This window comes from Pseudomonas sp. L-22-4S-12, assembly GCF_009799935.1.
Taxonomy (GTDB): Bacteria; Pseudomonadota; Gammaproteobacteria; order Pseudomonadales; family Pseudomonadaceae; genus Aquipseudomonas.
The window spans coordinates 626,575-649,411 of record NZ_WELL01000001.1 but is presented as its reverse complement, the minus strand read 5'-3'; the positions used below and the strand labels follow the sequence as shown (position 1 = coordinate 649,411).

The window sequence follows — 22,837 nt, the reverse complement described above, 5'->3', positions numbered from 1 at the left end:
GGCGGTGACGAAAATGCCGCCGCTCAGCCCATCCAGCCCAGCGCCTTGGCCCGCGCCACCGCCTGGGTGCGCCGCTCGACGCCGAGCTTGACGTTGATCCGCCGCGCGTGGGTCTTCACCGTGTGCAGGGAGATGTACAGCTGCTCGGCGATCTGCTGGTTGGAACAGCCCAGGGCGATCAGCTGCAGCACCGCCTCCTCGCGCTTGCTCAGCAGCGACTCGCTGGGCGCCACCCCCGCCGCTCCCGCCGACGCCGGTTGCAAGCGGGCCTGCCAGTGGGCTTCGGCCAGCACCGGCAGCGCCTGCTGCAGCCAGGCCGGCTGGCGCCGGTACAGCGCCAGCAGGGGCCGCAGCTGCTGCTGGCGCTCGGCCTCGGCCAGGGCCAGCTGCAACTCGGCAGCGGCGGCGGCCGGCTCGTCGGCCTGACGCAACGCCTCGGCCAGGCTGAAGCGGCACTCGCAGGCCAGGCCGCGGTGGCCCAGGCGCAGGCTGTCGTCCAGCAGACCGCGCAGGGCCGCGCCGGCCGCCTGCGCCTGGCCCAGGGCCAGCTCGGCCAGGGCCAGGGCATGCCGGCTGCGCAGCTGCAGGTCGTAGAAGCCGGAGGGCGCCAGCAGGTCGTGGTTCTGCAGGTGCTGCTGCACCTGGAGGAAACCGCCGCGCGCCTGCTCCACATCGCCCTGGCGCAGGCTGAGCAGCCCGGCGGCCATCTGCAGCACGCCGCGGTAGCGCACTTCCGGCACGCGCTGCCACTGCATCTGCCGCTCGGCCTTGCGCAGCAGCAGCTGGGCCTGGGCAAACTCGCCGCGCTCGGCGGCCAGTTGCGCCAGGCCCTGGTAGCCGAACAGCACATAGGCATCGGTGCAGCTCTCGGCCTCGCGCAGGCCGGCGACAAACGCCGCCTCCGCCGCCTGGTCGGCCCCCTGGCTCGCCAGCAGGCTGCCGCGCAACAGCAGCAGTCGGGCCAGCACCGGCCCCTGCAGGCCGGCCTGCTGCAGGTGCTGCAAGGACTGCTCGACCAGTTCGGCGGCGCGTACGCCTTCGCCGAGCATGTCCAGCAGGTGGATGCGGTCGACGCTGAGCAGCGCCTCGAACAGCACGCTGCCCTGCTCGCGCGCCAGCTTGAGGCCTGCCTCGCTGTAGTGCTGGGCCGCGCTCAGGTCGTTCTCGGCCATCGCCTGCTGGGACAGCGCCTGGTAGCACAGCACATGCTGCGACCAGGCCGCCGGTGCCAGCACCGCCAGCGCCTCCAGGCAGTGCTGACGGGCGCTGCGCAGGCCGCGCTGGCGCTGCAGCACACCCTGGATCGCCTGGTACTGAGCCAGCCACTGCTGCTGGCGGCGCGCATCGGGTTGCGGCAGGAAGCGCGCGAGGTGCTCCAGGCAGGCGGCGGCCTCGTCGAGCCGGGCACAGATGATCAACGCCCAGGCCTGCTGGCAGACCAGCCGCGGCGTGCTGGAGAACAGGCTGGCCGGCAGCCCGTCGCGCCAGTGCAGGTACTGCGCCACGCTGTGGCCGATCAGCAGCTGTTCCTGGCCATAGCGCTGCAGGAAGTTGGCCGCCACCTCCGGCTGCTCGGCCCACAGCGCATGTTCCACCGCGGCGCGCACATCGCCACGGGCGGCGAACCACTGGCAGGCGCGCACATGCGCCTGCAGCGGCACCGGGCTGTGCCGGCGGAGCATGGCCGCCAGCGGGCGCCACAGGCGGAACCATTCGCCGCAGCTGTCCAGGCCATGCAGGAACAGCTGGCGGCGGCGCAGCTCGGCGAGCAGGCCGGGCGCGTCCTCGCCCTCCAGCAGGTGCGCGCACAGCTCGGCGGAAAACCGCGGGACATGCGCCAGCACCAGCAGCGCGCGCTCGAGCGCCGCGGGCAGGCCGTTGAGCACCTCGCGCTCGATGTATTCCTGCAGCAGCGCGGTGCCGGCGGCCAGGCGCTCCGGCAGGTTCTGCGCGGTGCCCTGGATCAGCAGCAGGCAGACCCCGGCCAGCCAGCCCTCGCTGCTGTGCAGCAGTTGCTGGCTGAGCTCGGCCGGCAGGCTCAGCTCACGTTGCTGCAGCAAGCCGTGCAGCTCCTCCTCGCGCAGCGCCAGGGCATGCCCGTCGAGTTCCAGCAGGTCGCCCTGCAGCAGCAGGCGCGGCAGGTTCCAGGCCGGCCGGCGGCGGCCGTTGATCCACCAGCGCAGGGTGTGCGGGGCGCGTTCCAGCAGGCGGTCGAGGCAGGCATCCAGCTCGGCGCAGGGCTGCCGCGGGTAGTCGTCGAGGACGATCCACAGCGGCTGCTCGACGCGGCCGAGCAGATGCCCCAGCTCCGCGCCCGGCTCGCCGGCGGCGGGCGTCAGCTGCAGGGCCGCGGCCAGGCGCGCGAGCAGCTCGGCGGGGCTCAGCGCATGGCCGAGCAGGTCGAGCCAGACCAGGCGCGTGCCGGGCGGCAGCTGGCGCACGCATTCGTTGAACAGCACGCTCTTGCCGAAACCGGCCGGGGCGCACAGCAGGGTCAGCCGGCAATCGCTGGCGAGCAGCGCCTGGGCCAGGCGCGGGCGCGCCACATGGGCGGCCGGCAGGCGCGGCAATGCCGCCTCGGGCAACAGGCTGCGCGGCGCGGGATGGAGCATACGAACCTTGTTCGGCATGGCGGCCTCGGCTCTTCTTGTTGTTGTCGGTCGGGCACTGGACGCTCGATCTTAACCAAGATCGGCGGCGCGCCGGCGCCCGGCGATAAAAAAGGCTATGTAGCAGTTCCGTGTTGCACAGGCCATCGAGCTTGAGTGGGAGCGGATTTATCCGCGATAAACCGGCAGCTCGGCGTAGGCCCTGATCGCGAATGAATTCGCTCCCACGAACAGCCAGAGCAGCCACCGCGAGCGCTTGAGCCAAACAACAGCGCGGCGTGGCAACGCGTAACAGCTACCTAGTTATAAAAAAGGCGACCACCGGGGTCGCCTCAAGGGAGCAACCAGCGCGGCCTCAGCGCACGCCGGCGTTGCGCAGGGCGGCCGGGGTGAAGTCGATGGCGGAGGCCGCGGTGCCGTACTCGACGGCGCGCTTCTCCTCGTTGCTCATGCCGATGGCCAGGTAGCGCCCGACTATCACGTCATACAGAGCCTCGAAGGCATACACCGGGGCCTGCACCTCGTAGTGCTGCATGAGCATGGCCTGGCCCACGCGCCACAGCTGGCCACGGCCGTCGTAGTGCTCGGACACGGCGATCTGCCAGGTGTCCTCGTCGATGAAGAAGCGGCGCTTGCCGTAGATGTTGCGCTCGCCGGCCTTCAGCGTGGCTTCCACCTCCCACACCCGGTGCAGCTCGTAGCGCGCCAGATCCTGGTTGGTATGCCCGGCCTGGAGGATGTCGGCGTACTTCACCGCGGGCGTGGCGATCCGGAAGTTGTTGTAGGGGATGTACAGCTCGCGCTTGCCGACCAGCTTCCAGTCGTAGCGGTTGGGGGCGCCGTTGTACATGTCGAAGTTGTCCGAGGTGCGCAGGCCGTCGGCGGCGGTACCCGGGCCGTCGTAGGCCACCTGCGGGGCGCGGCGCACGCGGCGCTGGCCGGCGTTGTAGACCCAGGCCATGCGCGGTTCCTTGATCTGGTCCAGCGAGTCGTGCACCAGCAGCACGTTGCCGGCCAGGCGCGACGGCGCGGTGACCCGCTGCTTGAAGAACAGCAGGGCGTTGGCCGCCTTGGCCGGGTCGAGGTCGGGCATGCTGGTGGGCATCGCCACTTCGTCCTCGAAGTGCACCAGGGTGAAGTCGCCGTTGGTCTGCGGGGTGGCCTGGACGATGCTGCGGCGCAGGTTGCCGCCGCGATAGCGGGTGATGTGGTTCCACACCACTTCCAGGCCGTTCTGCGGGATGGGGAAGGCGTAGTAGCGGCTGTCGGCAAAGTTCTTCAGGCCGTTGCCGCCCTCCACCAGCTCGGTGCTCACGGCGCTGCGCTTGGCCGCCTCGTTGATCGCGGCCGGGACCGCGGCCGTGCGGTGGCTGGGGTAGACCGGCATGCTGTAGCCCGGGTAGCGCTGGAACATCGCCAGCTGGCCTTCGCTGAGCTTGGCCCGGTATTGCTCCAGGTTCTGCGCGGTGATGGTGAACAGCGGCTGTTCGCCGGCGAAGGGGTCGGCGAGGAAGCCGCGCGCGTCGACCGCCGCCGCGCCCTTGGCCAGGCCGCCGGTCCACTCCGGGATGCTGCCGTCGGCGTTGCCGGCGCGTTCGCCGCCCAGCGGGGTGAGGCTGCTGCCGAGCTGGGCCGCTTCCTGCGGCGACACGGCGGCCAGCACGCTGCCGGCGAGCAGGGACAGGGCCAGGGAGGAGATCAGGTGCATTGTTGTTTTCATGGTGTGCGGATCCCGTCTTAGAAGTTCACGCCGAAGCTGAGGGCGAGGAAGTCGCGGTCGCTGGCGACGTTGTAGTCGCCGCCGAAGAAGTCGGTGTACGACAGGCTGGCGCTGTAGGTGTTGCGGTACTCGGCATCGAGGCCGACGCTGACCGCCTTGGAGCCTTCGTTGAACACCGGGCCGTAGCCGTCGACGTCATGCGCCCAGGACAGGTTGGGCTTGAGGTTGATGCCGGCGAACACGTTGCTGTAGTCCCAGATCGCCCGGGCGCGGTAGCCCCAGGAGGTGCGGGTGTAGTAGCCGTGGGTGTCGCCGTCGAAGCCGTACACGCCGTACAGCGAGTCGCGGCCGAAGTGCAGGCCGTCGGCTTCCAGGCTGGGCAGCCCGCCGATATGGGTCATCCCTGCCTCGCCCACCAGGGTCAGGCGGTCGGCGCCCATCACCTGGTCGAAGAAGTGGGTGAAGCTGGTCTGCGCCTGGCTCACTTCCTTGCGCAGGTAGCCCGTATTCTCCGCCCCCGGTGCGCTGGCGATCGGCGAGGCGCTGCCGCCGGCGATGGGGTTGAGCAGGGCGCGGGTCAGGTCGGTGGTGTTGAGCTGCAGCGGCATGTTCGGCCGGTAGCTCAGCTCGCCGGACCAGGCGGTGCCGTTGCTCAGGGTGGTGGAGAAGCTCAGGCCGTACAGGCGGATGTCTTCCGGGTACTCGAGGAAGTAGTTGCCGTTGCCGAGCATGACGCTCTGCGCCAGGCCGGAGCGGTAAGCCGCCGGGGTCGCGGCGAGAATGCCCGGCAGGGCGGCCAGGGTGTCCAGGCCGGCGGTCTGGGTGCCGACCAGCGGCGAGCGGCTGTGGTAGTTCATGAAGTAGGCGCCGTACTCGGTCTCGTCGCCCAGCCAGCGCAGGGCCATGCCCCACTGCCCGCCGTCGCGCGCATCGCGGTCGCCGGAACGCGGCAGCAGCACGCCTTCCGGATCGACCGCGAAGCCCTGGCCGAAGGCCGCGGCAATCGGCTCAAGCGGCGCGATGGCGGCGCTGCCGACGTGGTAGCCGCTGTCGCAGCCATCGGCCGCCACATCGGCGCTGGCGAAGAAGGTGCCGCAGTTGTCGGCCACCGTCTGGTCCCATTCCAGCTGGTAGAAACCCTCGACGCTGAGCTGGTCGGTGAGGCTCTGCGACAGGTAGAACATGTTCACCGGGATCAGCCCTTCCTTGATCTCCGCGCCGGGGCGGCGGAAGGCGGCGGCGTCGATCGGGTTGATCGAGTTGATGCTGTTGCCGATGAAGGTGCTCTCGCCCCAGCTGACCACCTGCTTGCCCAGGCGGAAGGTGCCGGGCAGCTCGGCCACGCTGTAGTTGTGATAGAAGAACGCATCGAGCAGCTGCGCCCCGGACGACTGCGCGCCCTCCTTGCGGTTGTGGTCGTCGATGTCCTTGAACAGGCGCTGCTCGTCCTTCAGCTCGAAGTCGTACCAGTACTTGCCGCGCACGAACACGCCGCTGTCGCCGTACTTCAGTTCGAGGTCGTGGATGCCCTTGAAGATCTTCGAGAAGGTCTCGCCCTTCTTGAAGTTCAGGCGGCCATCGTCGCCGGTCTGCGACTGGCCCTGGCCACCGTTGTTCGGCCCGATCAGGTCCGGGTCGGCTCCGCGCATCGACCAGCTGGCGCCGACCGACAGGGCCGAGTCGAGCTGGCCCTCGATCTCGCCGATAGTGAAGGTGACGGCATGCGCCGGGGCAGCGAGGCCCAGGGCGATGGCGACGGCCAGAGTGCGTGGCTGGAAGATTCCGGGCCTTTTTGTTGTTGTCATGCGGCTCTCCGTTGTGGGTTGCAACTGCCTGCACGCTACTGACGGGATGACAGCCGGATAAGCGCTCCAAGGTGCGATTCGCGCTGTCGCCCGAAAGGATGAATGGCCCCGGCTGGCGGGCCCGCCGGGGATCAACACGCGGCTGAATAGGCCACCATCAGGCAAGGGCGGGGCGGGTATGAACGCCGCCCTCCCGGCTTCGCGGCAGCGCCGCGGGCTGGCCCGCCCGGCAAGCAAAAGGCTATGTCCCACTTATGTGTTGTACGGGGTGGCGAGTGTGGCTTGCCCTGTATTTCGCGGCGTGCATGGGTAGGTTGGCGTTGAGCGCAGCGAAGCCCAACAACCGGGGGCAGGATCGTTGGGCTTCGTCGCGCAGCTCCTCAACCCAACCTACGACTCATCGCCTTTGCAACAGGCTATTGGGACATGCCAAGCAAAAGCCCCGCACGGGGCGGGGCTTCGACAGCGGACAAGGTGCCGGAGATCAGGCGGTCTTCAGCTGCGCCCGGGCGCTCTCGGGCAGCGCCGTCGGCGCCCACTGCTGCAGGCGCAGCAGGCTGTCGCGATAGGGCCTGAGGCTCATCCCCAGCAGCACGACCGAGCTGAGCACCGCCAGGCTGCTGACCAGCAGCAGCGAATAGCGCAGCGCCTGGTCGTCGGCGAAGACGTAGTCGGTGACCAGCGCCACCGCCGTCGGCCCCACGCCCAGGCCGATCAGGGTGATGACGAACAGGTAGATGGCCGAGGCCTGGCCGCGCATCGAGTTGGGCATGATTTCCTGGATCGCCGCCGGCGCCACGCCGAACGGCATGCTCAGGCAGAACACCGTCGGCACCAGCAGAATCGACGCCCACAGGGCATTGCCCATCAGCGGGAACAGCGCCACCAGCGGCAGCGCGCCCAGCGCGGCAATCAGGCCGACGCGCATATTGGCGTCGCCATGCCCGCGCCTGGCCAGCCAGTCGGCCAGGCGCCCGCCGAGGACGATGCCCAGGCAGCCGCACACGGCGACGATGCTGCCGTAGACCACGCCCACCTGGCCGGCGTCCCAGCCGTAGGTGCGGATGTAGAAGGTCGGGATCCACGCCGCGCTGCCGTAGCCGGCGAAGGCCAGGCCGGCGAAGCCGAAGTTGTGGCACAGCACGGTGCGCCGGTTGCTGCGGATATAGCGGCCGACCTCGGCCAGCGGCACCGCCACCCCGGCGCCGACGCCGCGCCGCGCCGGCTCGCGCACGGCGAGCATGAGCAGGGTGAACAGCAGGCCGGCGACGCCGAGCAGGAGGAAGATCAGCTGCCAGGGGCGCACCTCGCCCAGCACCGGCAGCAGCACGTTGCCCTGGGCCGAGGCGAACTGGATCACCAGGCCGCCGAGCAGGAAGGCGATCCCCGAACCGAGGTAGACGCCCATCGAATACACGCTGATGGCAGTGGCGCGGCGCTCCGGCGGGAAGCTGTCGGCGATCAGCGAATAGGCCGCCGGCGACAGCGCCGCCTCGCCGACGCCGACGCCGACCCGGCAGACGAGGAACTGCCAGTACAGCTTGGCCATGCCGCAGGCGGCGGTGGCCGCGCTCCAGAACAGCACGCCGAGGGCGATCAGGCCGCGGCGGTTGCGGGTATCGGCCAGGCGCCCGAGGGGGATGCCGCACACCGTGTAGAACAGGGCGAAGGACAGGCCCATCAGCAGGCTCATCTGCGTGTCGCTGATCACCAGATCGCGGCGGATCGGCTCGACCAGCAGGTTGAGGATCTGCCGGTCGATGAACGACAGCACGTAGGCCACCATCAGGATGATCACGGTGGTCCAGGCGGACAGGCTGGAGGGGTAGCCATTATTGTTGTTGGGCATTGGCAGCTTCCTCGACACCGCAGGCACGGCGCACGACGGGTTGGGGGGAAGGCCAGAGTAGGTCGGCGGCGGTGCCGCTGAATATCGCCCCAAGGTGTTATCAGCGGACTGAATTGGCGTGATGGCCTTGCGCGAATGGCCCCGCCCAGACGCTGGCGGGTACGCCAGGCGCCTTACAAATTCCTTGAAAAAGCTCTACTGTGTCGCCTTCCTGAAGGACCAGGTGCACACCATGTCGAGCTTATCCTCTGTGCTCGCGCCCCGGACGGGCGCCCCCGTAGATACCCACCGCGAGGCCCGCGGCGGTGGGCGCCAGGCCAAGCTGGCCGAGCGGGTGGCCGCCGCCATGCAGCAGGACATCGCCAGCCAGGGCTGGCCGGTCGGCCTGGTGCTGGGCTCCGAGGCGCAGCTGATGGAGCGCTACCGGATCAGCCGCGCCACCCTGCGCGAGGCGATCCGCCAACTCGAACGCCACGGCGTGGCCAGCATGCGCCGCGGCGCCGGCGGCGGCCTGGTGGTGCGCCAGCCGGCCAACGACTCGGCGGCCCTGGCCCTGGCCACCTACCTGGAACTGACCGATGTCAGCTTTGCCGAGCTGTTCGAGGCGCGCGAGCTGGTCGAATGCCAGATCGTCAGCGATGCGGCCGCACGGCTCGCCGCCCAGGATCTGCCTCGCGCCCTTGAGCTGATCGAGCTACTGCGGCACACCCCGCCCGGCTCGTTCAACGAGGAGCTGCAGCTGCATGGCCAGGTGCGCGAATTCATCTGCGCCGTGCTCGGCAACCCGGCCATCAACCTGATCTACGTGGCCCTGTGCTACGTCACCATCCATGGCCACACGCCGCGCAAGCCGGCGTCACGGGCGCGCCTGGAACAGGTTTTCCGCAACGGCCGCGAACTCAAGCGGCAGGCGCTGGAAGCCATAGTCGCCGGTGATGCACAGACCGCCCAGGCGCCGGTGCACGAATCGCTGCGGCAGATCCGCCAGCTGATCATCGACCTGCGCGGCAACCTGCAGCAGGGGCCGACGTCCGGCATGAGCAGCCTGCAGTCGGTGCCGGACTTCGCCATCCGCCAGGTCTACGAGAAAACCGCGCACCGCCTGGCCGTGGTCATCGCCCGCGCCATCGCCAACTCCGGCCTGCATGCCGGCGCCCACCTGGGCGCCGAGCCGGAGCTGCAGGCCATCCACGGGGTCAGCCGCGCCGTGCTGCGCGAGGCGCTGCGCACCCTGGAGCTGCACGCCATCCTGCGCAGCCGCCGCGGCCAGGGCGGCGGCCTGATCGTCGAGACGCCGGACCCGAGCTACACCATCGGGCTGGCGATCGACTACCTGCGCCACAGCCAGCTGCCGCGGCATTACTTCCATGGGTTGTGGCAGACCTTGCAACTGGCGGCGGCCAGCCTGGCCGCGCAGCGCCTCGACGCAGCCGGGCGCGAACGCCTGCTGCTGGCCCTGCAACAGCTGCAGCACGGCGCCGCCAGCGACTGCATCGGAGCCATCCAGCGCCTCGAACTGTGCATTGCCGAGCTGAGCGGCAACCGCGCCTTGGCACTGTTCTGCCACATGCTCGGGGCCATGGCCGCCAGCTACCCGGGCGACGCCCCACCCAACATGCTGCTGGCACAACTGCTCGGCAGCCAGCAGGAACTGGTCAACGCCATCCTCGCTCGGGACCCGGCGCAGGCGCGGCGCTGCATGCTCGACTACTTCCAGCTGATCGAGCCCTGGCTCGGCGAAACGCCGCAGGATGGCTGGCTGGGCTGAGTGAACGCGCTGCCCCGCAGTGGCGCCGGGCTTTCCGTAGGAGCGGCTTTAGCCGCGATGCCTGTTGCCTGGAGGCATCGCGGCTAGAGCCGCGCCCGCACAATGCGGGTACTCAGACCACGCCGGCCGCGCGCAACTCGGCGACCTGCGCGGCGTCCAGCCCCAGCAGGCGCTGCAGGATGGCCTCGCTGTGCTCACCCAGCAGCGGCGGCGCCAGGCGGTAGTCCACCGGGGTCTGCGACAGGCGCAGTGGGCTGGCCACCTGCGGGGTGACGCTGCCCAGGCTGTTGGGCAACTCCACACGCAGGCCGCGGGCCTGCACCTGGGGGTCGGCGAACACCTGGGCCAGGTCGTTGATCGGCCCGCAGGGCACGCCGGCCGCTTCCAGCAGCGCCACCCACTCGGCGGTGCTCTTGAACACCGTGGCCTGGCGCAGCAGGGGGATCAGCTCGGCGCGGTTGGCGACCCGCGCCTTGTTGGTGGAAAAGCGAGAGTCGCCGGCCAAAGCCGGAAGGCCGGCGACCTCGCAAAACTTGCGGAACTGCCCGTCGTTGCCCACGGCGAGGATGAAATCGCCGTCGGCGGTGGGGAAGTCCTGGTAGGGCACGATGTTCGGGTGGGCGTTGCCCAGGCGCTTGGGCGACTGGCCGGTGGCCAGGTAGTTCATCGCCTGGTTGGCCAGGCAGGCCACCTGCACGTCCAGCAGAGCCACGTCGATGTACTGGCCCAGGCCGGTCTGCTCGCGGGCGTTCAGCGCGGCCAGCACGCCGACAGTGGCGTACAGCCCGGTGAGGATGTCGGTGAGGGCCACGCCGACCTTCATCGGCCCGGCACCGTCCTCGCCATCGGGCTTGCCGGTCAGGCTCATCAGCCCGCCGAGGCCCTGGATCATGAAGTCGTAACCGGCGCGCTTGGCGTAGGGCCCGTCCTGGCCGAAACCGGTGATGGAGCAGTAGATCAGCCGCGGGTTGACCGCTTTCAGCGATTCGTAGTCGAGGCCGTAGGCCGCCAGGCCGCCGACCTTGAAGTTCTCCAGGACCACGTCGCACTGCGCCGCCAGCTCGCGCACCAGGCGCTGGCCTTCGGGCTGGGTGAAGTCGAGGGTCAACGACTGCTTGTTGCGGTTGGCGCACTGGAAGTAGGCCGCCTCGCGGCTGTCGTTGCCGTCGGCGTCCTTGATGTAGGGCGGGCCCCAGTGGCGGGTGTCGTCGCCGGTGCCCGGGCGCTCGACCTTGATCACTTCGGCGCCGAGGTCGGCCAGCGTCTGCCCGGCCCAGGGGCCGGCGAGCACGCGGGAGAGGTCGAGTACACGGATATGCGAAAGGGCGCCGGACATGTCATCTGCTCCAAGGAAGGCCAGGGCTTGCAGACGGGCTGCAGCACCTGGTTGCGCGCAGGAACACGCGTGGGTTCATCCTAGGAGGGAGAGGGCGGGGCGGCAAACGAGGATTTTGCACGCAATTGTGCAAAATCCTCACTCCACAACGAGCCGAATAGCCGCAGTACCGGCCATATGCTGCCTAGCTGTGCACAACAGGCCTATTCAGTGGACGCCTGACGGGCCTGCAGCAGCTCGCCGATGATGCTCACCGGCCCCAGCAGATGCTCGCGGATCAGCGTGCAGGCACGCTCGCTATCGCGCTGCAGGATCGCCTCGACCAGCGCCGCATGCTCCTCGCGCTTGGCCTGCAGGGCGGCGGCGGAAAATACCGTCTGCTGCAGCCACAGGTGGCGGTAGCGCTCGGCCTGGTCGAACAGGGCGGCGCGCACCTGCAGCAGATGCAGCGAGCCACAGCCGGCGGCAATCGCGGCGTGGAACGCCTGGTGGCGGGCGTCCCAGAGGCTGAGCATCTCCTCGCCGTCCTTGACCGCCACCACCTTGGCCAGGCTGTGGGCCTGGGCGAGGATCTGCGCCTCCCAGGCATCGTCGCCGCGGGCAATCGCCAGGCCGACGATCAGCCCCTCCAGATGGGCGCGGGCATCGTAGATATCCGCCAGCTCGGCCAGCGACATCGACGCCACGCGAAAACCGCGCTGACTGATGGCCACCACCAGGCGCTCCGCCACCAGTTGCGACAAGGCCTCGCGCAAGGGGCCGACCCCCAGCTGGTAACGCGCCTTCAGCGCACTCATCAGCAGCTTTTCGCCGGGCGCGAAGACACCGCGAATGATGTCGCGCTTGAGCAGTTCGTAACCGCGAATCGCCAGATTCTCTCGGGAGCCGGGGGCTTGCATCACACCATCCTTGCACGGGTTGGCGCCCATCATACCGAATCGCCGGGGTGGATTTGCCTGGGCAAAAGCTTGCACAGGTCGTGGTTTATTTTTGACACACTGCAAAAATGTCGATATTTTCAATTTACGTCGACACAAGCACAGCCATTACCCCACTTGCCCGCCCCGGAGTATCGCCATGAGTACCGTCGTTGCCCTGAAGAGCCTGGTCGTTCCCGCCCCGCAGAAAATCAGCGGTTTCACCCTGCAACCCAGCGCGCAATCGCCGCGCCTGCTGCAGCTGGAGTTCAGCCAGGAAACCGTGCAGGCCTTCCTCGCCGCCGTCGCCGAATGGCCGGTGCAGGCCCTGGAATACAAGTCGTTCCTGCGCTTTCGCCTGGCCAAGATCCTCGACGAGCTGTGCGCCGGCAGCCTGCAACCGCTGCTGATCAATACCCTGATGGATCGCGCCAGCGGCGGCCTGCTGATCAGCGCCGCCGGCCTGGAGCGGGTCGAGCAGGCCGAGGACATGGTCAAGCTGGCCACCGCCGTGGCGCACCTGTTCGGCCGTTCCAACTTCGACGCCATGAGCGGCCAGTACTACGCCCGCTTCGTGGTGCAGAACGTCGACGCCTCCGACAGCTACCTGCGCCAGCCGCACCGGGTGCTGGAGCTGCACACCGATGGCACCTTCGTCGAGCAGGACACCGACTACGTGCTGATGATGAAAATCGACGAGCAGAACATGGAGGGCGGCAACTCACTGCTGCTGCACCTGGACGACTGGGAAGAGCTGAACCGCTTCAACCACCACCCGCTGGCTCGCCGCGTGCTGCGCTGGACCGCGCCGCCGAGCAAGCGGGTGGACAAGGACGTGTTCCATGCGGTGTTCGACAACGACGCCGCAGGCCGGCCGATCATCAGCTACATCGACCAGTTCGTGCAGCCGAAGAACTTCGAGGAAGGCAACTGGCTGACCGACCTCAGCCAGTCGCTGGAAGGCAGCACGCACAAGCTGTCGATCCCGGTGCCGGTGGGCAGCTTCCTGCTGATCAACAACCACTTCTGGCTGCACGGCCGCGACCGCTTCACCGCCCACCCGGGCCTGCGCCGCGAACTGATGCGCCAGCGCGGCTACTTCACCCATGCCAAGGTGCTGCGCGAGCCGCGCCAGTGAAGCCCGTGGCGACCACCTTGCGCCGCCACCCAAGCCTCCTCAAGCCCACGACTCGCAGACACCGCAGGTGCTCCTGATGCACGACTTCATCATTATCGGCGGCGGCATCCTCGGCATGTCCACCGCCATGCAGCTACAGCGCACCTACCCGGGCAGCCGCATGCTGCTGCTGGAAAAGGAATCCGCGCCGGCCCGCCACCAGACCGGACACAACAGCGGGGTGATCCACGCCGGCGTGTACTACACCCCCGGCAGCCTCAAGGCCAGGTTCTGCCTGGCCGGCAACCAGGCGACCAAGGCCTTCTGCGACGAGCAGGGGATTGCCTACGAAGTCCCCGGCAAGCTGCTGGTGGCCACCAACGAACTGGAAATGCAGCGCATGCAGGCGCTGTGGGAACGCACGGCGGCCAACGGCATCCAGCGCGAATGGCTGAATGCCGGCCAGCTGCGCGAGCGCGAACCGAACATCCAGGGGCTCGGCGGCATCTTTGTGCCCTCCAGCGGCATCGTCAATTACGCCGAAGTCACCGCGGCGATGGCCCGTGAATTCGTCAAGGCGGGCGGCGAGATCCGCTACGGCGCCAGCGTCACTGGGCTGAACGAGCTCCTGCAGGAAGTGCGGGTGCAGACCAGCGCCGGCGATTTCGCCTGCCGTTTCCTGATCACCTGCGCCGGCCTGCACGCCGACCGCGTGGTGCGCATGCTGGGCATCGAACCGGGGTTCAGCATCTGCCCGTTCCGCGGCGAATACTTCCAGCTGCCGGCCGAGCACAACCGGATCGTCAATCACCTGATCTACCCGATCCCCGACCCGAGCATGCCGTTCCTCGGCGTGCACCTGACGCGGATGATCGACGGCAGCGTCACGGTCGGCCCGAATGCGGTGCTGGCGCTCAAGCGCGAAGGCTATCGCAAGCGCGACATCTCTCTGACCGACAGCTGGCAGATGCTGACCAACCCCGGCCTGCTCAAGGTGCTCAAGGCCAACCTGCGCCCGGGCCTGGGCGAGATGAAGAACTCGCTGTTCAAGCGCGGCTACCTGCAGCAGGTGCGCAAGTACTGCCCGAGCATCCAGCTCGGCGATCTCCAGCCCTACCCGGCCGGGGTGCGCGCCCAGGCCGTAGCGGACGACGGCCGGCTGATCGACGACTTCCTGTTCCGCCACAGCCGCCGCAGCCTGCACGTGTGCAACGCGCCGTCACCGGCCGCCACCTCGGCGCTGCCGATTGGCGCCCATATCGTCGAGCAGGTCGGCACCCAGATGCAGGGCCTGCCGATCTTCACCAAAACCAAAGTCGTCCGCTGTGACGCCGCCTGAGGTGACCATGACCCCTACCCGCACGCTGGCCGACAAAGACCGCCAGTACCACCTGCACCCCTACACCAACGCGCGCCTGCACGAGCAGGTCGGCCCGCTGCTGATCGAGCGCGGGGAAGGCGTGTATGTCTACGACGAACAGGGCAAGCAGTACCTGGAGGCCATGTCCGGCCTGTGGAGCGCCGCGCTGGGCTTCAGCAACCAGCGCCTGATCGCCGCCGCCGAGCAGCAGCTGCGCACCCTGCCCTTCTACCATGTGTTCGGCCACAAGGCGCACCGGCCGAGCATCGAGCTGGCCGAGAAGCTGATCGAGATGGCCCCGGTGCCGATGAGCAAGGTGTTCTTCACCAACTCCGGCTCGGAAGCCAACGACAGCGTGGTCAAGCTGGTCTGGTACTACAACAATGCGCGCGGAAAGCCGCTGAAGAAGAAGTTCATCAGCCGCCACAACGCCTACCACGGCATCACCGTGGCCAGCGCCAGCCTCACCGGCCTGGCGGCCAACCAGCGCGGCTTCGATGTACCGCTGCCGGGCTTCCTCCACGTCGGCTGCCCGCACCACTACCGCCATGCCATGCCCGGGGAAAGCGAAGAGCAGTTCGCCGATCGCCTGGCCGCCGAGCTGGAGCAGCGCATCCTCAGCGAAGGGGCCGAGACCATCGCCGCCTTCATCGGCGAGCCGCTGATGGGTGCCGGCGGCGTGATCGTGCCGCCGCGCACCTACTGGCAGAAGATCCAGGCGGTGTGCCGCCGGCACGACATCCTGGTGATCGCCGACGAAGTGATCTGCGGTTTCGGCCGCACCGGCACTATGTTCGGCAGCCAGACCTTCGCCATCCAGCCGGACGTGATGGTGCTGTCCAAGCAGCTGTCCTCGTCCTACCAGCCGATTGCCGCGATCCTGATCAACGACGCGCTGTACCAGGGCATCGCCGAGCAGAGCAACAGCCTGGGCACCCTCGGCCACGGCTTTACCGGCAGCGCCCATCCGGTGGCCACCGCCGTGGCGCTGGAGAACCTCAAGATCATCGAGGAAGAGCAGCTGGTGCAGCACGCGGCCGCCATGGGCCAGCGCCTGCACGCCGGCCTGCGCGAATTCGCCGATCACCCGCTGGTGGGCGAGGTACGCGGTTGCGGGCTGATCGCCGCGGTGGAGCTGGTGGGCAACCGCCAGACCAAGGCGCCGCATGTCAGCCCCGGCACGCTCGGCCGCTACCTGGCCGGACGCGCCCAGGAGCACGGCATGATCACCCGCGCCATGGGCGACGCCATCGCCTTCTGCCCGCCGCTGATCAGCAGCGAGGCGGAGATCGACCAGCTGATCCAGCGCTTCGCCTACGCCCTCGACGACACCAGCCACTGGCTGCGCAGCTGAGCACCAGCCTTCCGCCGTGCCGGCTCCCGGCGCGGCGTGTTGCCGCCGAGATCAACACCAAAGCCCGCCGAAGCGGGCTTTGGCGTTGGCGATATAGCAATGGCCTGTTGCAAAGGCGATGAGTCGTAGGTTGGGTTGAGGAGCAGCGCGACGAAGCCCAACGACCCTGCCCCGGTTGTTGGGCTTCGCTGCGCTCAACGCCAACCTACCCACGCCTGCGCGCCGCAAAATACAGGGCAAGCCACGCTCGCCAACCCACAGAAGAAGGACATAGCCAAAAGAAAAACGCCGCAGTTCCCGTAGGAAATGCGGCGTTTTTCATAGGAACGGCATTACGCCAGCGAGGCCCCGTGCGTCACGCCTGAGCGGCCTGCGCCTGCCCCTGCGCCACGAAGCGCATCATCCACTCGGCCACGATCGCCCCCTGGTGCGCCTGTTCCAGGCTGTCGAGGGCCTGCCGGTAGACCTGTTCGCCCCAGTGCTCACGGCGGATTTCGAGGATCGAGCGGGAATAGTCCGCCACCAGCTCCGGATGCCCCTGCCAGCACAGCACCTGGTCGCCGATGCGGTAGGCGGCGATCGGACAGAAGCCGTTGCTGGCCAGGATGGTGGCGTTGGCCGGGGCCTGGGTGACCTGGTCCTGGTGGATGATCAGCATCGACAGCTGCTCGGTGCGCGGCTGCATCCAGGGCTCCTGCGCGTGCACCGCATAGTGCTGCACGCCGACACCCCAGCCCTGGCTCGCCCGCTCGGTCTTGCCACCGAGCAGCAAGGCCAGCAGCTGATGACCGAAGCAGATGCCGAGCAGCTTGTCGCCGGCGGCATAGCGCGCCAGCACATACTCGCGCAGGGTCTGGATCCACGGCTCGCTGCCGAAGGAGTCGTACTTGCTGCCGGTGATCAGGTAGGCGTCGTAGCGCTGCGTGTCATCCGGGTACTGCCCCTGGATCACATTGAACACCTCGAACTCGGCGGCAACCGGCTGCTGCGCGAACAGCTGCTTAAACATGCGGCCATAGCCGTGGTACTGCTCGACCAGCTCGGGACGAATGTGGTCGGTTTCGAGGATGCAGATGCGCAATGCCATCGAGGGACTCCTGACTCGGGGGTAAAACAACGGAAAAGTATGCGCATGATCGCCCGTAGGGTGCGCCATGCGCACCAGCAACCACGTACGGGTCCCTGGTGCGCACGGCGCACCCTACGCAAGAGCCGCCCAACGAGATGCAGTGCATGCCTCGTTGGCGGCTGGAAAGCTCACGACGTGGTTATTGGCCCTGCAGATCCCGCAGGGTCAGGTCCAGGCACAGACGCGCCTTTTCCACCAGCTCGTCGATCTCGGCCTTGCTGATCACCAGCGGCGGCGAAATGATCATGGTGTCGCCCACGGCGCGCATGATCAGGCCGTTGTTGAAGCAGTGGCCGCGGCAGATCATGCCCACGCCCTTGCCTTCGTAACGGGTGCGGCTGGCCTTGTCCTTGACCAGTTCGATGGCGCCGAGCATGCCGACGCCACGCACCTCGCCGGCCAACGGGTGGTCGAGCAGCTCGCGCAGGCGCTTCTGCAGGTACGGCGCGGTTTCTTCGCGCACGGTCTCGAGGATCTTCTCGTCGCGCAGGATGCGGATGTTTTCCAGGGCCACGGCGGCGGCCACCGGGTGCCCGGAGTAGGTGAAGCCGTGGTTGAAGTCACCGGCCTGCTTGATCACGTCGAACACCTTGTCGCTGACGATCAGGCCACCCATGGGGATGTAGCCGCTGGTCAGGCCCTTGGCGATGGTCATCAGATCCGGTTTGTTGCCGTAGTAGTCGCTGCCGAACCATTCGCCGGTACGGCCGAAGCCGCAGATCACTTCGTCGGCGACGAACAGAATGTCGTACTTGGCGAGGATCTCGCGGATCTTCGGCCAGTAGGTCTCCGGCGGCACGATCACCCCACCGGCGCCCTGGATCGGCTCGGCGATAAAGGCGGCGACATTCTCCTCGCCGACTTCGAGGATCTTCTTCTCCAGCTGCTCGGCGGCCCAGATGCCGAACTCGTCCGGGCTCATGTCGCCGCCCTCGCCGAACCAGTACGGCTGCGGGATGTGCACGATGCCCGGGATGGTGCCGCCCTGGGCATGCATGCCGGCCATGCCACCCAGCGCGGCGCCGGCCACGGTGGAGCCGTGGTAGCCGTTGATGCGGCCGATGATCACTTTCTTGTCCGGCTGGCCCTTGCACGCCCAGTAGTGGCGCACCATGCGCAGCATGGTGTCGTTGCCTTCCGAGCCGGAGCCGGTGAAGAACACATGGTTCATGCCTTCCGGGGCGATCTCGGCGATCACCTTGGCCAGCTCCAGCACCGGCGGGTGGGCAGTCATGAAGAAGGTGTTGTAGAACGGCAGCTCCTTCATCTGCGCCGCGGCGGCATCGGCCAGCTCATGGCGGCCGTAGCCGACCGCGGCGCACCACAGGCCGGCCATGCCGTCGAGGATCTTGTTGCCTTCGCTGTCCCACACGTACACGCCTTCACCCTTGGTGATGATGCGCGGGCCGACGTCGATCAGCTGCTGATAGTCGCTGAACGGGGCCAGGTGATGGTCACGGCTCATGGCCTGCCATTTCAGGGTTTGCGGGTTCTTGGTACTCATGGCGCCTCCAATGAATGGCAGGGCAGCGCCCGCGGGGCGCTGCCTGAGGGTTAGCTTCTGGCCAGCAGGTGTTTGATGGCGAAGTCCGCGTCGGCGGCCTGCTCGTTCAATTCATGCTGTTTGATCATGCTGTACAGCTCGATAAAGGGCGCCCCGAACACCTCGCCCATGATCGGGCAGCGCTGCAGCTCCAGCAGCGCCTCGCTGAGGTCCGCCGGCAACGCGCCGCGCTCGGACACGGCCGGGCGGTCGCTGACTTCCGGGCCGGGCTCGATCTGCTGCTGCATCCCGGCCAGGCCGGCACCGAGCATCAGCGCCAGGCTCAGGTAGGGGTTGGCATCGCCACCCGGCAGGCGGTGTTCGACGCGGCGGTTGGCCGGGTCGGAATGCGGCACGCGGAAGGCCGCCGTGCGGTTGTCATAACCCCACTCGACGCTGGCCGGCGAGGCATCCGGGCGGTGCAGGCGCACATAGGAATGGGCGTAGGGCGCGAGAATCGCCATCGAGGCGCGCGCCGAGGCCTGCCAGCCACCGATGAAGTGCTTGAGGCGCGGATGCGGCGAGCTGTCGGCTGCGGTAAAGGGGTTGTTGCCCTGCGCGTCGGCCAGGCTGATGTGCCAGTGCAGGCCGGTGCCCGGTTCGGTCAGGTAGGGCTTGGCCATGAAGGTCGCCAGGCAGCCGTGACGCCGGGCGATCTCGCGGGCCAGGCGCTTGAAGCGGAACACCGCATCGGCCTGGGCCAGCGGCTCGCCGGGGGCGAAGTTGACTTCGTACTGGCCCAGCGCCGACTCGTGGCCGTAGCCGGTGATCGGGATGTTCTGGGCCTCGCAGGCCGCCCACAGCTCATCGAAGAAAGGCGCGAAGGTGCCGGCGGTTTCCGCCGAGGCCAGGTCGTGGGAGCTTTCGATATGCGGCACCTGCGCCGACATGCCGTGGGCCACCTGCAGGCCGCCATCAGCCAGGCGCTGCGGGTGAACCAGGAAGAATTCCAGCTCCGGCGCCACCTTGGCGCGGTAACCGGCGGCCTTGAGGCGGGCCAGGGTGCGTTTGAGCAGCTGGCGCGGCGACAGCTCGGCGACTTCGTACTGGCAATGGCCATCGGCCGCGGTGAAGCTCGCCTCGATATCGCAGATCAGCGTCGCGGTCGGCACGCCGGCCAGCGGGTCACGCACCAGGGTGCGCCAGTCCGGGCGCATGGCCATGTCCGGGAACATCGGCGGGAAGATGCGCTTGAACACTTCCGGCGGCTCGCCACCGGTCACGGTCAGGCCGAGAAACAGCGAAGGCATCTTCGCCCCCAGGGTCTCGGCAAAGCTGGCGCGACTGAGGATCTTGCCGCGCGCCACGCTGGTCAGGTCGGCGAACACCAGTTCGACCCGCTGGATCTCGTTGGCCTCCAGCCAGGCCAGGGCCTCGCCGGCGGTGGAAAACTCTGGATACATGGAAAACCTCGAAATCTGCTCGCAGCGCGGACGCTGCCCTATGGGGTGTTCAGTCGCTCGCCCGGCGCTCAGCCGCAACCATCCGCCTCGCGCGGGGCGAGTGCGACGCAGGGGACGCCGACCCAACTCAGGGCAGCGACCCACTCGTCGGTGCGATGCTCCACCGTGTGGCGGCGCAGCAGGGCGGACAATTCGTCCTTGTGCCGATAACGGGCGCGCTGGCTGGCGAAACGCGGGTCCTGCGTCCACTGCGAGTGACCGGCCAGCGCGCACAACTCGGCAAACTGGTGGTCATTGCTCACCGCGAGAAAGAACGCCCCGTCGGCGCTCGGGAAGATATGGCAGGGCGCCGGCTTGGCCACCCTGCCCATTGCCCCGCGAACGAGTACCTCGGACATCATCCCCCCAATCGAAGTCTGCATGCAGAGTGGCCGGGCAACCCCGGGGGTTGATACGACAGCGGGCGGGTAGCCTGGCCACCCGCCCGCCTGGTTGTTGTGCAGCGATCAGTAGAAGGCTTGCAGGCCGGTCTGCGCGCGGCCGAGGATCAGCGCATGGACGTCGTGGGTACCTTCGTAGGTGTTGACCACTTCCAGGTTGACCAGGTGGCGAGCCACCCCGTACTCGTCGCTGATGCCGTTGCCGCCGAGCATGTCGCGGGCCATGCGGGCGATTTCCAGGGACTTGCCGCAGCTGTTGCGCTTCATGATCGAGGTGATTTCCACCGCGGCGGTGCCTTCGTCCTTCATCCGCCCCAGGCGCAGGCAGCCTTGCAGGGCCAGGGTGATTTCGGTCTGCATGTCGGCCAGCTTCTTCTGGATCAGCTGGGTCTGCGCCAGCGGGCGACCGAACTGCTTGCGATCCAGGGTGTACTGGCGGGCGGTGTGCCAGCAATCCTCGGCGGCGCCCAGGGCACCCCAGCTGATGCCGTAGCGGGCGGAGTTGAGGCAGGTGAACGGACCTTTCAGGCCGCGTACATCGGGGAAGGCGTTCTCTTCCGGGCAGAACACGTTGTCCATGACGATCTCGCCGGTGATCGAGGCGCGCAGGCCGACCTTGCCGTGGATCGCCGGGGCGGACAGGCCTTCCCAGCCTTTTTCCAGGACGAAGCCGCGGATCTCGCCGGCGTCATCCTTGGCCCACACGACGAACACGTCGGCGATCGGGCTGTTGGTGATCCACATCTTGGCACCGGTCAGGCGGTAGCCGCCTTCGACCTTCCTGGCGCGGGTGATCATCGAGCCCGGGTCGGAACCGTGGTCCGGCTCGGTCAGGCCGAAGCAGCCGATGTATTCGCCGCTGGCCAGCTTGGGCAGGTACTTCTGCTTGGTCGCTTCGTTGCCGAACTCGTTGATCGGCACCATCACCAGGGAGGACTGCACGCTCATCATCGAGCGGTAGCCGGAGTCGATGCGCTCCACTTCGCGGGCGATCAGGCCGTAGCACACGTAGTTGAGGCCGCTGCCGCCGTAGATTTCCGGGATGGTGGCGCCGAGCAGGCCGGTCTCGCCCATCTCGCGGAAGATCTTCGGATCGGTCTGTTCGTTGCGGAAGGCCAGTTGCACCCGCGGCTTCAGCTTGTCGGCGGCGAACTGCTGGGCGCTGTCACGCACCATGCGCTCTTCTTCAGTCAGTTGCTGATCGAGCAGCAGCGGGTCGATCCAGTTGAAGGTTGCCTTGCTGGCCATGGGGAAATCCTCGAAACATTGGCTGGAGTGCAACCGGCGCGGGGCCGGGCGATGAAAAGAGACTAGGCCGCCAAATGGCTCTCGGCAACCGAGGATTTTGCACGCTGTTGTGCAATATATTCACTTCGAGATAGGCTCAAAGTGGAACTTCTACCGTTCTATAGTGAGGGTATGACATAAATGCGCCGCAAGATCCCCAGCACCGCCGCCCTGGTGGCCTTCGAGTCGGCCGCCCGCCACCAGAGTTTCACCAAGGCCGCCGACGAGCTGGCGCTGACCCAGGGCGCCGTGTGCCGGCAGATCGCCGGGCTCGAGGAGTTCCTCGGCATCGAGCTGTTCCGCCGCTCGCGCCGCGGCGTGAAGCTGACCGAGGCCGGCCTGGCCTACAGCCGCAAGGTCGCCGCGCAGCTGGATGCGGTGGAGCGCGACACCCTGGCCGTCATGGGCCAGCAGGGCGCCATGAGCATCGAACTGGCGGTGGTGCCGACCTTCGCCACCCAGTGGCTGGTGCCGCGCCTGAAGGACTTCCAGCGCCTGCACCCGGAAGTCACCGTGCACCTGACCAACCGCACCCGGCCGTTCCTGTTCGCCGACACCAGCTTCGACGCCGCCATCTATTTCGGCGACGCCGACTGGTCCGGTACCGAGGCGCACTACCTGATGCCCGAACACCCGCTGCCGGTGTGCAGCGCGGAGCTGCTGGCCGGCCGCGCCCAGTTCAGCGCCGAGGAACTGGCCGGCCTGCCGCTGCTGCAGCAGACCACCCGCCCCTACGCCTGGCGCCAGTGGTTCAACGCCCAGGGCCTGAACGTGCCGCGCGACATGAGCGGGCCGCGCTACGAGCTGTTCTCCATGCTCGCCCAGGCGGCCATGCATGGCATGGGCGTGGCGCTGATCCCGCCGTTCCTGATCCAGCGCGAGCTGGCCGAAGGCCGCCTGCTGCCCGCCCATCCGCAGGCCCTGCACAGCAGCGACCGCGGCTATTACCTGATCATCCCCGAACGCAAGGTGGAATCGGCGGCCCTGCGCGCCTTCAGCGACTGGTTGTTGCAGGCGGCCCGTGACTACCAGCCGGAAAATTCCACGAAAGCCTTGTAGCACTAGGGACACAGCCGTGTAGCAAGACTGTCACGGCACTACAGGTCATATTTGCCGAAAGCGCCGAAAGGCCCGTGGCTGCTGGGCCGAACGGGATTTTGCACAGCCCGTGCAAAACATTTCACGCAACAGCCAAGGCGA

16 protein-coding genes are annotated in these 22,837 nt (G+C 67.9%); 5 read left to right on the top strand and 11 right to left on the bottom strand.

Features of this window, described 5'->3' with window-relative positions; all coding sequences use genetic code 11:
* Positions 1–23: 23 nt before the first annotated feature.
* From F3I16_RS02930 to F3I16_RS02915, 4 genes are all read right to left on the bottom strand, one after another.
* Positions 24–2,612, bottom strand: a complete 2,589-nt coding sequence (locus F3I16_RS02930) for a LuxR C-terminal-related transcriptional regulator (protein ID WP_160492257.1) — start codon at positions 2,610–2,612, stop codon at positions 24–26.
* 352 nt (positions 2,613–2,964) lie between these two features.
* Entirely contained in the window at positions 2,965–4,329 is a 1,365-nt protein-coding gene (locus tag F3I16_RS02925; protein ID WP_160492256.1) for a DUF1329 domain-containing protein, read from the bottom strand.
* Positions 4,330–4,346: 17 nt separating this feature from the next.
* Positions 4,347–6,134: a DUF1302 domain-containing protein gene (locus F3I16_RS02920; protein ID WP_160492255.1), complete on the bottom strand. Its 1,788-nt coding sequence runs from the start codon at positions 6,132–6,134 to the stop codon at positions 4,347–4,349.
* A 484-nt stretch (positions 6,135–6,618) separates the two neighbouring features.
* Positions 6,619–7,983: an MFS transporter gene (locus F3I16_RS02915; protein ID WP_160492254.1), complete on the bottom strand. Its 1,365-nt coding sequence runs from the start codon at positions 7,981–7,983 to the stop codon at positions 6,619–6,621.
* Positions 7,984–8,215: 232 nt separating this feature from the next.
* On the opposite strand from F3I16_RS02915, the gene F3I16_RS02910 reads away from it, so the two are divergent.
* Positions 8,216–9,751 (top strand): FadR/GntR family transcriptional regulator, encoded by a 1,536-nt coding sequence (locus tag F3I16_RS02910; protein ID WP_160492253.1) that lies wholly within the window; start codon positions 8,216–8,218, stop codon positions 9,749–9,751.
* 112 nt (positions 9,752–9,863) lie between these two features.
* Here F3I16_RS02910 and F3I16_RS02905 read toward each other — a convergent pair whose 3' ends face one another.
* Both F3I16_RS02905 and csiR read right to left on the bottom strand, forming a co-directional pair.
* Entirely contained in the window at positions 9,864–11,087 is a 1,224-nt protein-coding gene (locus tag F3I16_RS02905) for a CaiB/BaiF CoA-transferase family protein (RefSeq protein WP_160492252.1), read from the bottom strand.
* Between the two features lie 203 nt (positions 11,088–11,290).
* Positions 11,291–11,986 (bottom strand): DNA-binding transcriptional regulator CsiR, encoded by a 696-nt coding sequence (csiR, locus tag F3I16_RS02900; RefSeq protein WP_160492251.1) that lies wholly within the window; start codon positions 11,984–11,986, stop codon positions 11,291–11,293.
* A gap of 178 nt (positions 11,987–12,164) precedes the next feature.
* Between csiR and glaH the strand changes: the two genes are divergently transcribed.
* The 3 genes from glaH (at position 12,165) to F3I16_RS02885 (ending at position 15,835) form a co-directional block, all read left to right on the top strand.
* Positions 12,165–13,142: a glutarate dioxygenase GlaH gene (gene glaH / locus F3I16_RS02895; protein ID WP_160492250.1), complete on the top strand. Its 978-nt coding sequence runs from the start codon at positions 12,165–12,167 to the stop codon at positions 13,140–13,142.
* A 76-nt stretch (positions 13,143–13,218) separates the two neighbouring features.
* Positions 13,219–14,460, top strand: coding sequence for an L-2-hydroxyglutarate oxidase (lhgO, locus tag F3I16_RS02890; RefSeq protein ID WP_160492249.1), 1,242 nt, complete (start codon positions 13,219–13,221; stop codon positions 14,458–14,460).
* A 7-nt stretch (positions 14,461–14,467) separates the two neighbouring features.
* On the top strand, positions 14,468–15,835 hold the full coding sequence (locus tag F3I16_RS02885; protein ID WP_160492248.1) for an aspartate aminotransferase family protein: 1,368 nt from the start codon (positions 14,468–14,470) through the stop codon (positions 15,833–15,835).
* 355 nt (positions 15,836–16,190) lie between these two features.
* Here the strand turns inward: F3I16_RS02885 and F3I16_RS02880 are convergent, their stop codons facing one another.
* The 5 genes from F3I16_RS02880 to F3I16_RS02860 form a co-directional block, all read right to left on the bottom strand.
* On the bottom strand, positions 16,191–16,922 hold the full coding sequence (locus F3I16_RS02880) for an amidotransferase (protein ID WP_160492247.1): 732 nt from the start codon (positions 16,920–16,922) through the stop codon (positions 16,191–16,193).
* Between the two features lie 181 nt (positions 16,923–17,103).
* Positions 17,104–18,468: an aspartate aminotransferase family protein gene (locus F3I16_RS02875; protein WP_160492246.1), complete on the bottom strand. Its 1,365-nt coding sequence runs from the start codon at positions 18,466–18,468 to the stop codon at positions 17,104–17,106.
* Positions 18,469–18,518: 50 nt separating this feature from the next.
* Entirely contained in the window at positions 18,519–19,910 is a 1,392-nt protein-coding gene (locus F3I16_RS02870; protein ID WP_160492245.1) for a glutamine synthetase family protein, read from the bottom strand.
* Positions 19,911–19,978: 68 nt separating this feature from the next.
* Positions 19,979–20,308, bottom strand: coding sequence for a CoA transferase (locus F3I16_RS02865; RefSeq protein WP_160492244.1), 330 nt, complete (start codon positions 20,306–20,308; stop codon positions 19,979–19,981).
* Between the two features lie 108 nt (positions 20,309–20,416).
* Positions 20,417–21,598 (bottom strand): acyl-CoA dehydrogenase, encoded by a 1,182-nt coding sequence (locus F3I16_RS02860; RefSeq protein WP_160492243.1) that lies wholly within the window; start codon positions 21,596–21,598, stop codon positions 20,417–20,419.
* A 180-nt stretch (positions 21,599–21,778) separates the two neighbouring features.
* On the opposite strand from F3I16_RS02860, the gene F3I16_RS02855 reads away from it, so the two are divergent.
* Positions 21,779–22,696, top strand: a complete 918-nt coding sequence (locus tag F3I16_RS02855) for a LysR family transcriptional regulator (protein ID WP_160492242.1) — start codon at positions 21,779–21,781, stop codon at positions 22,694–22,696.
* Positions 22,697–22,837: the final 141 nt, after the last annotated feature.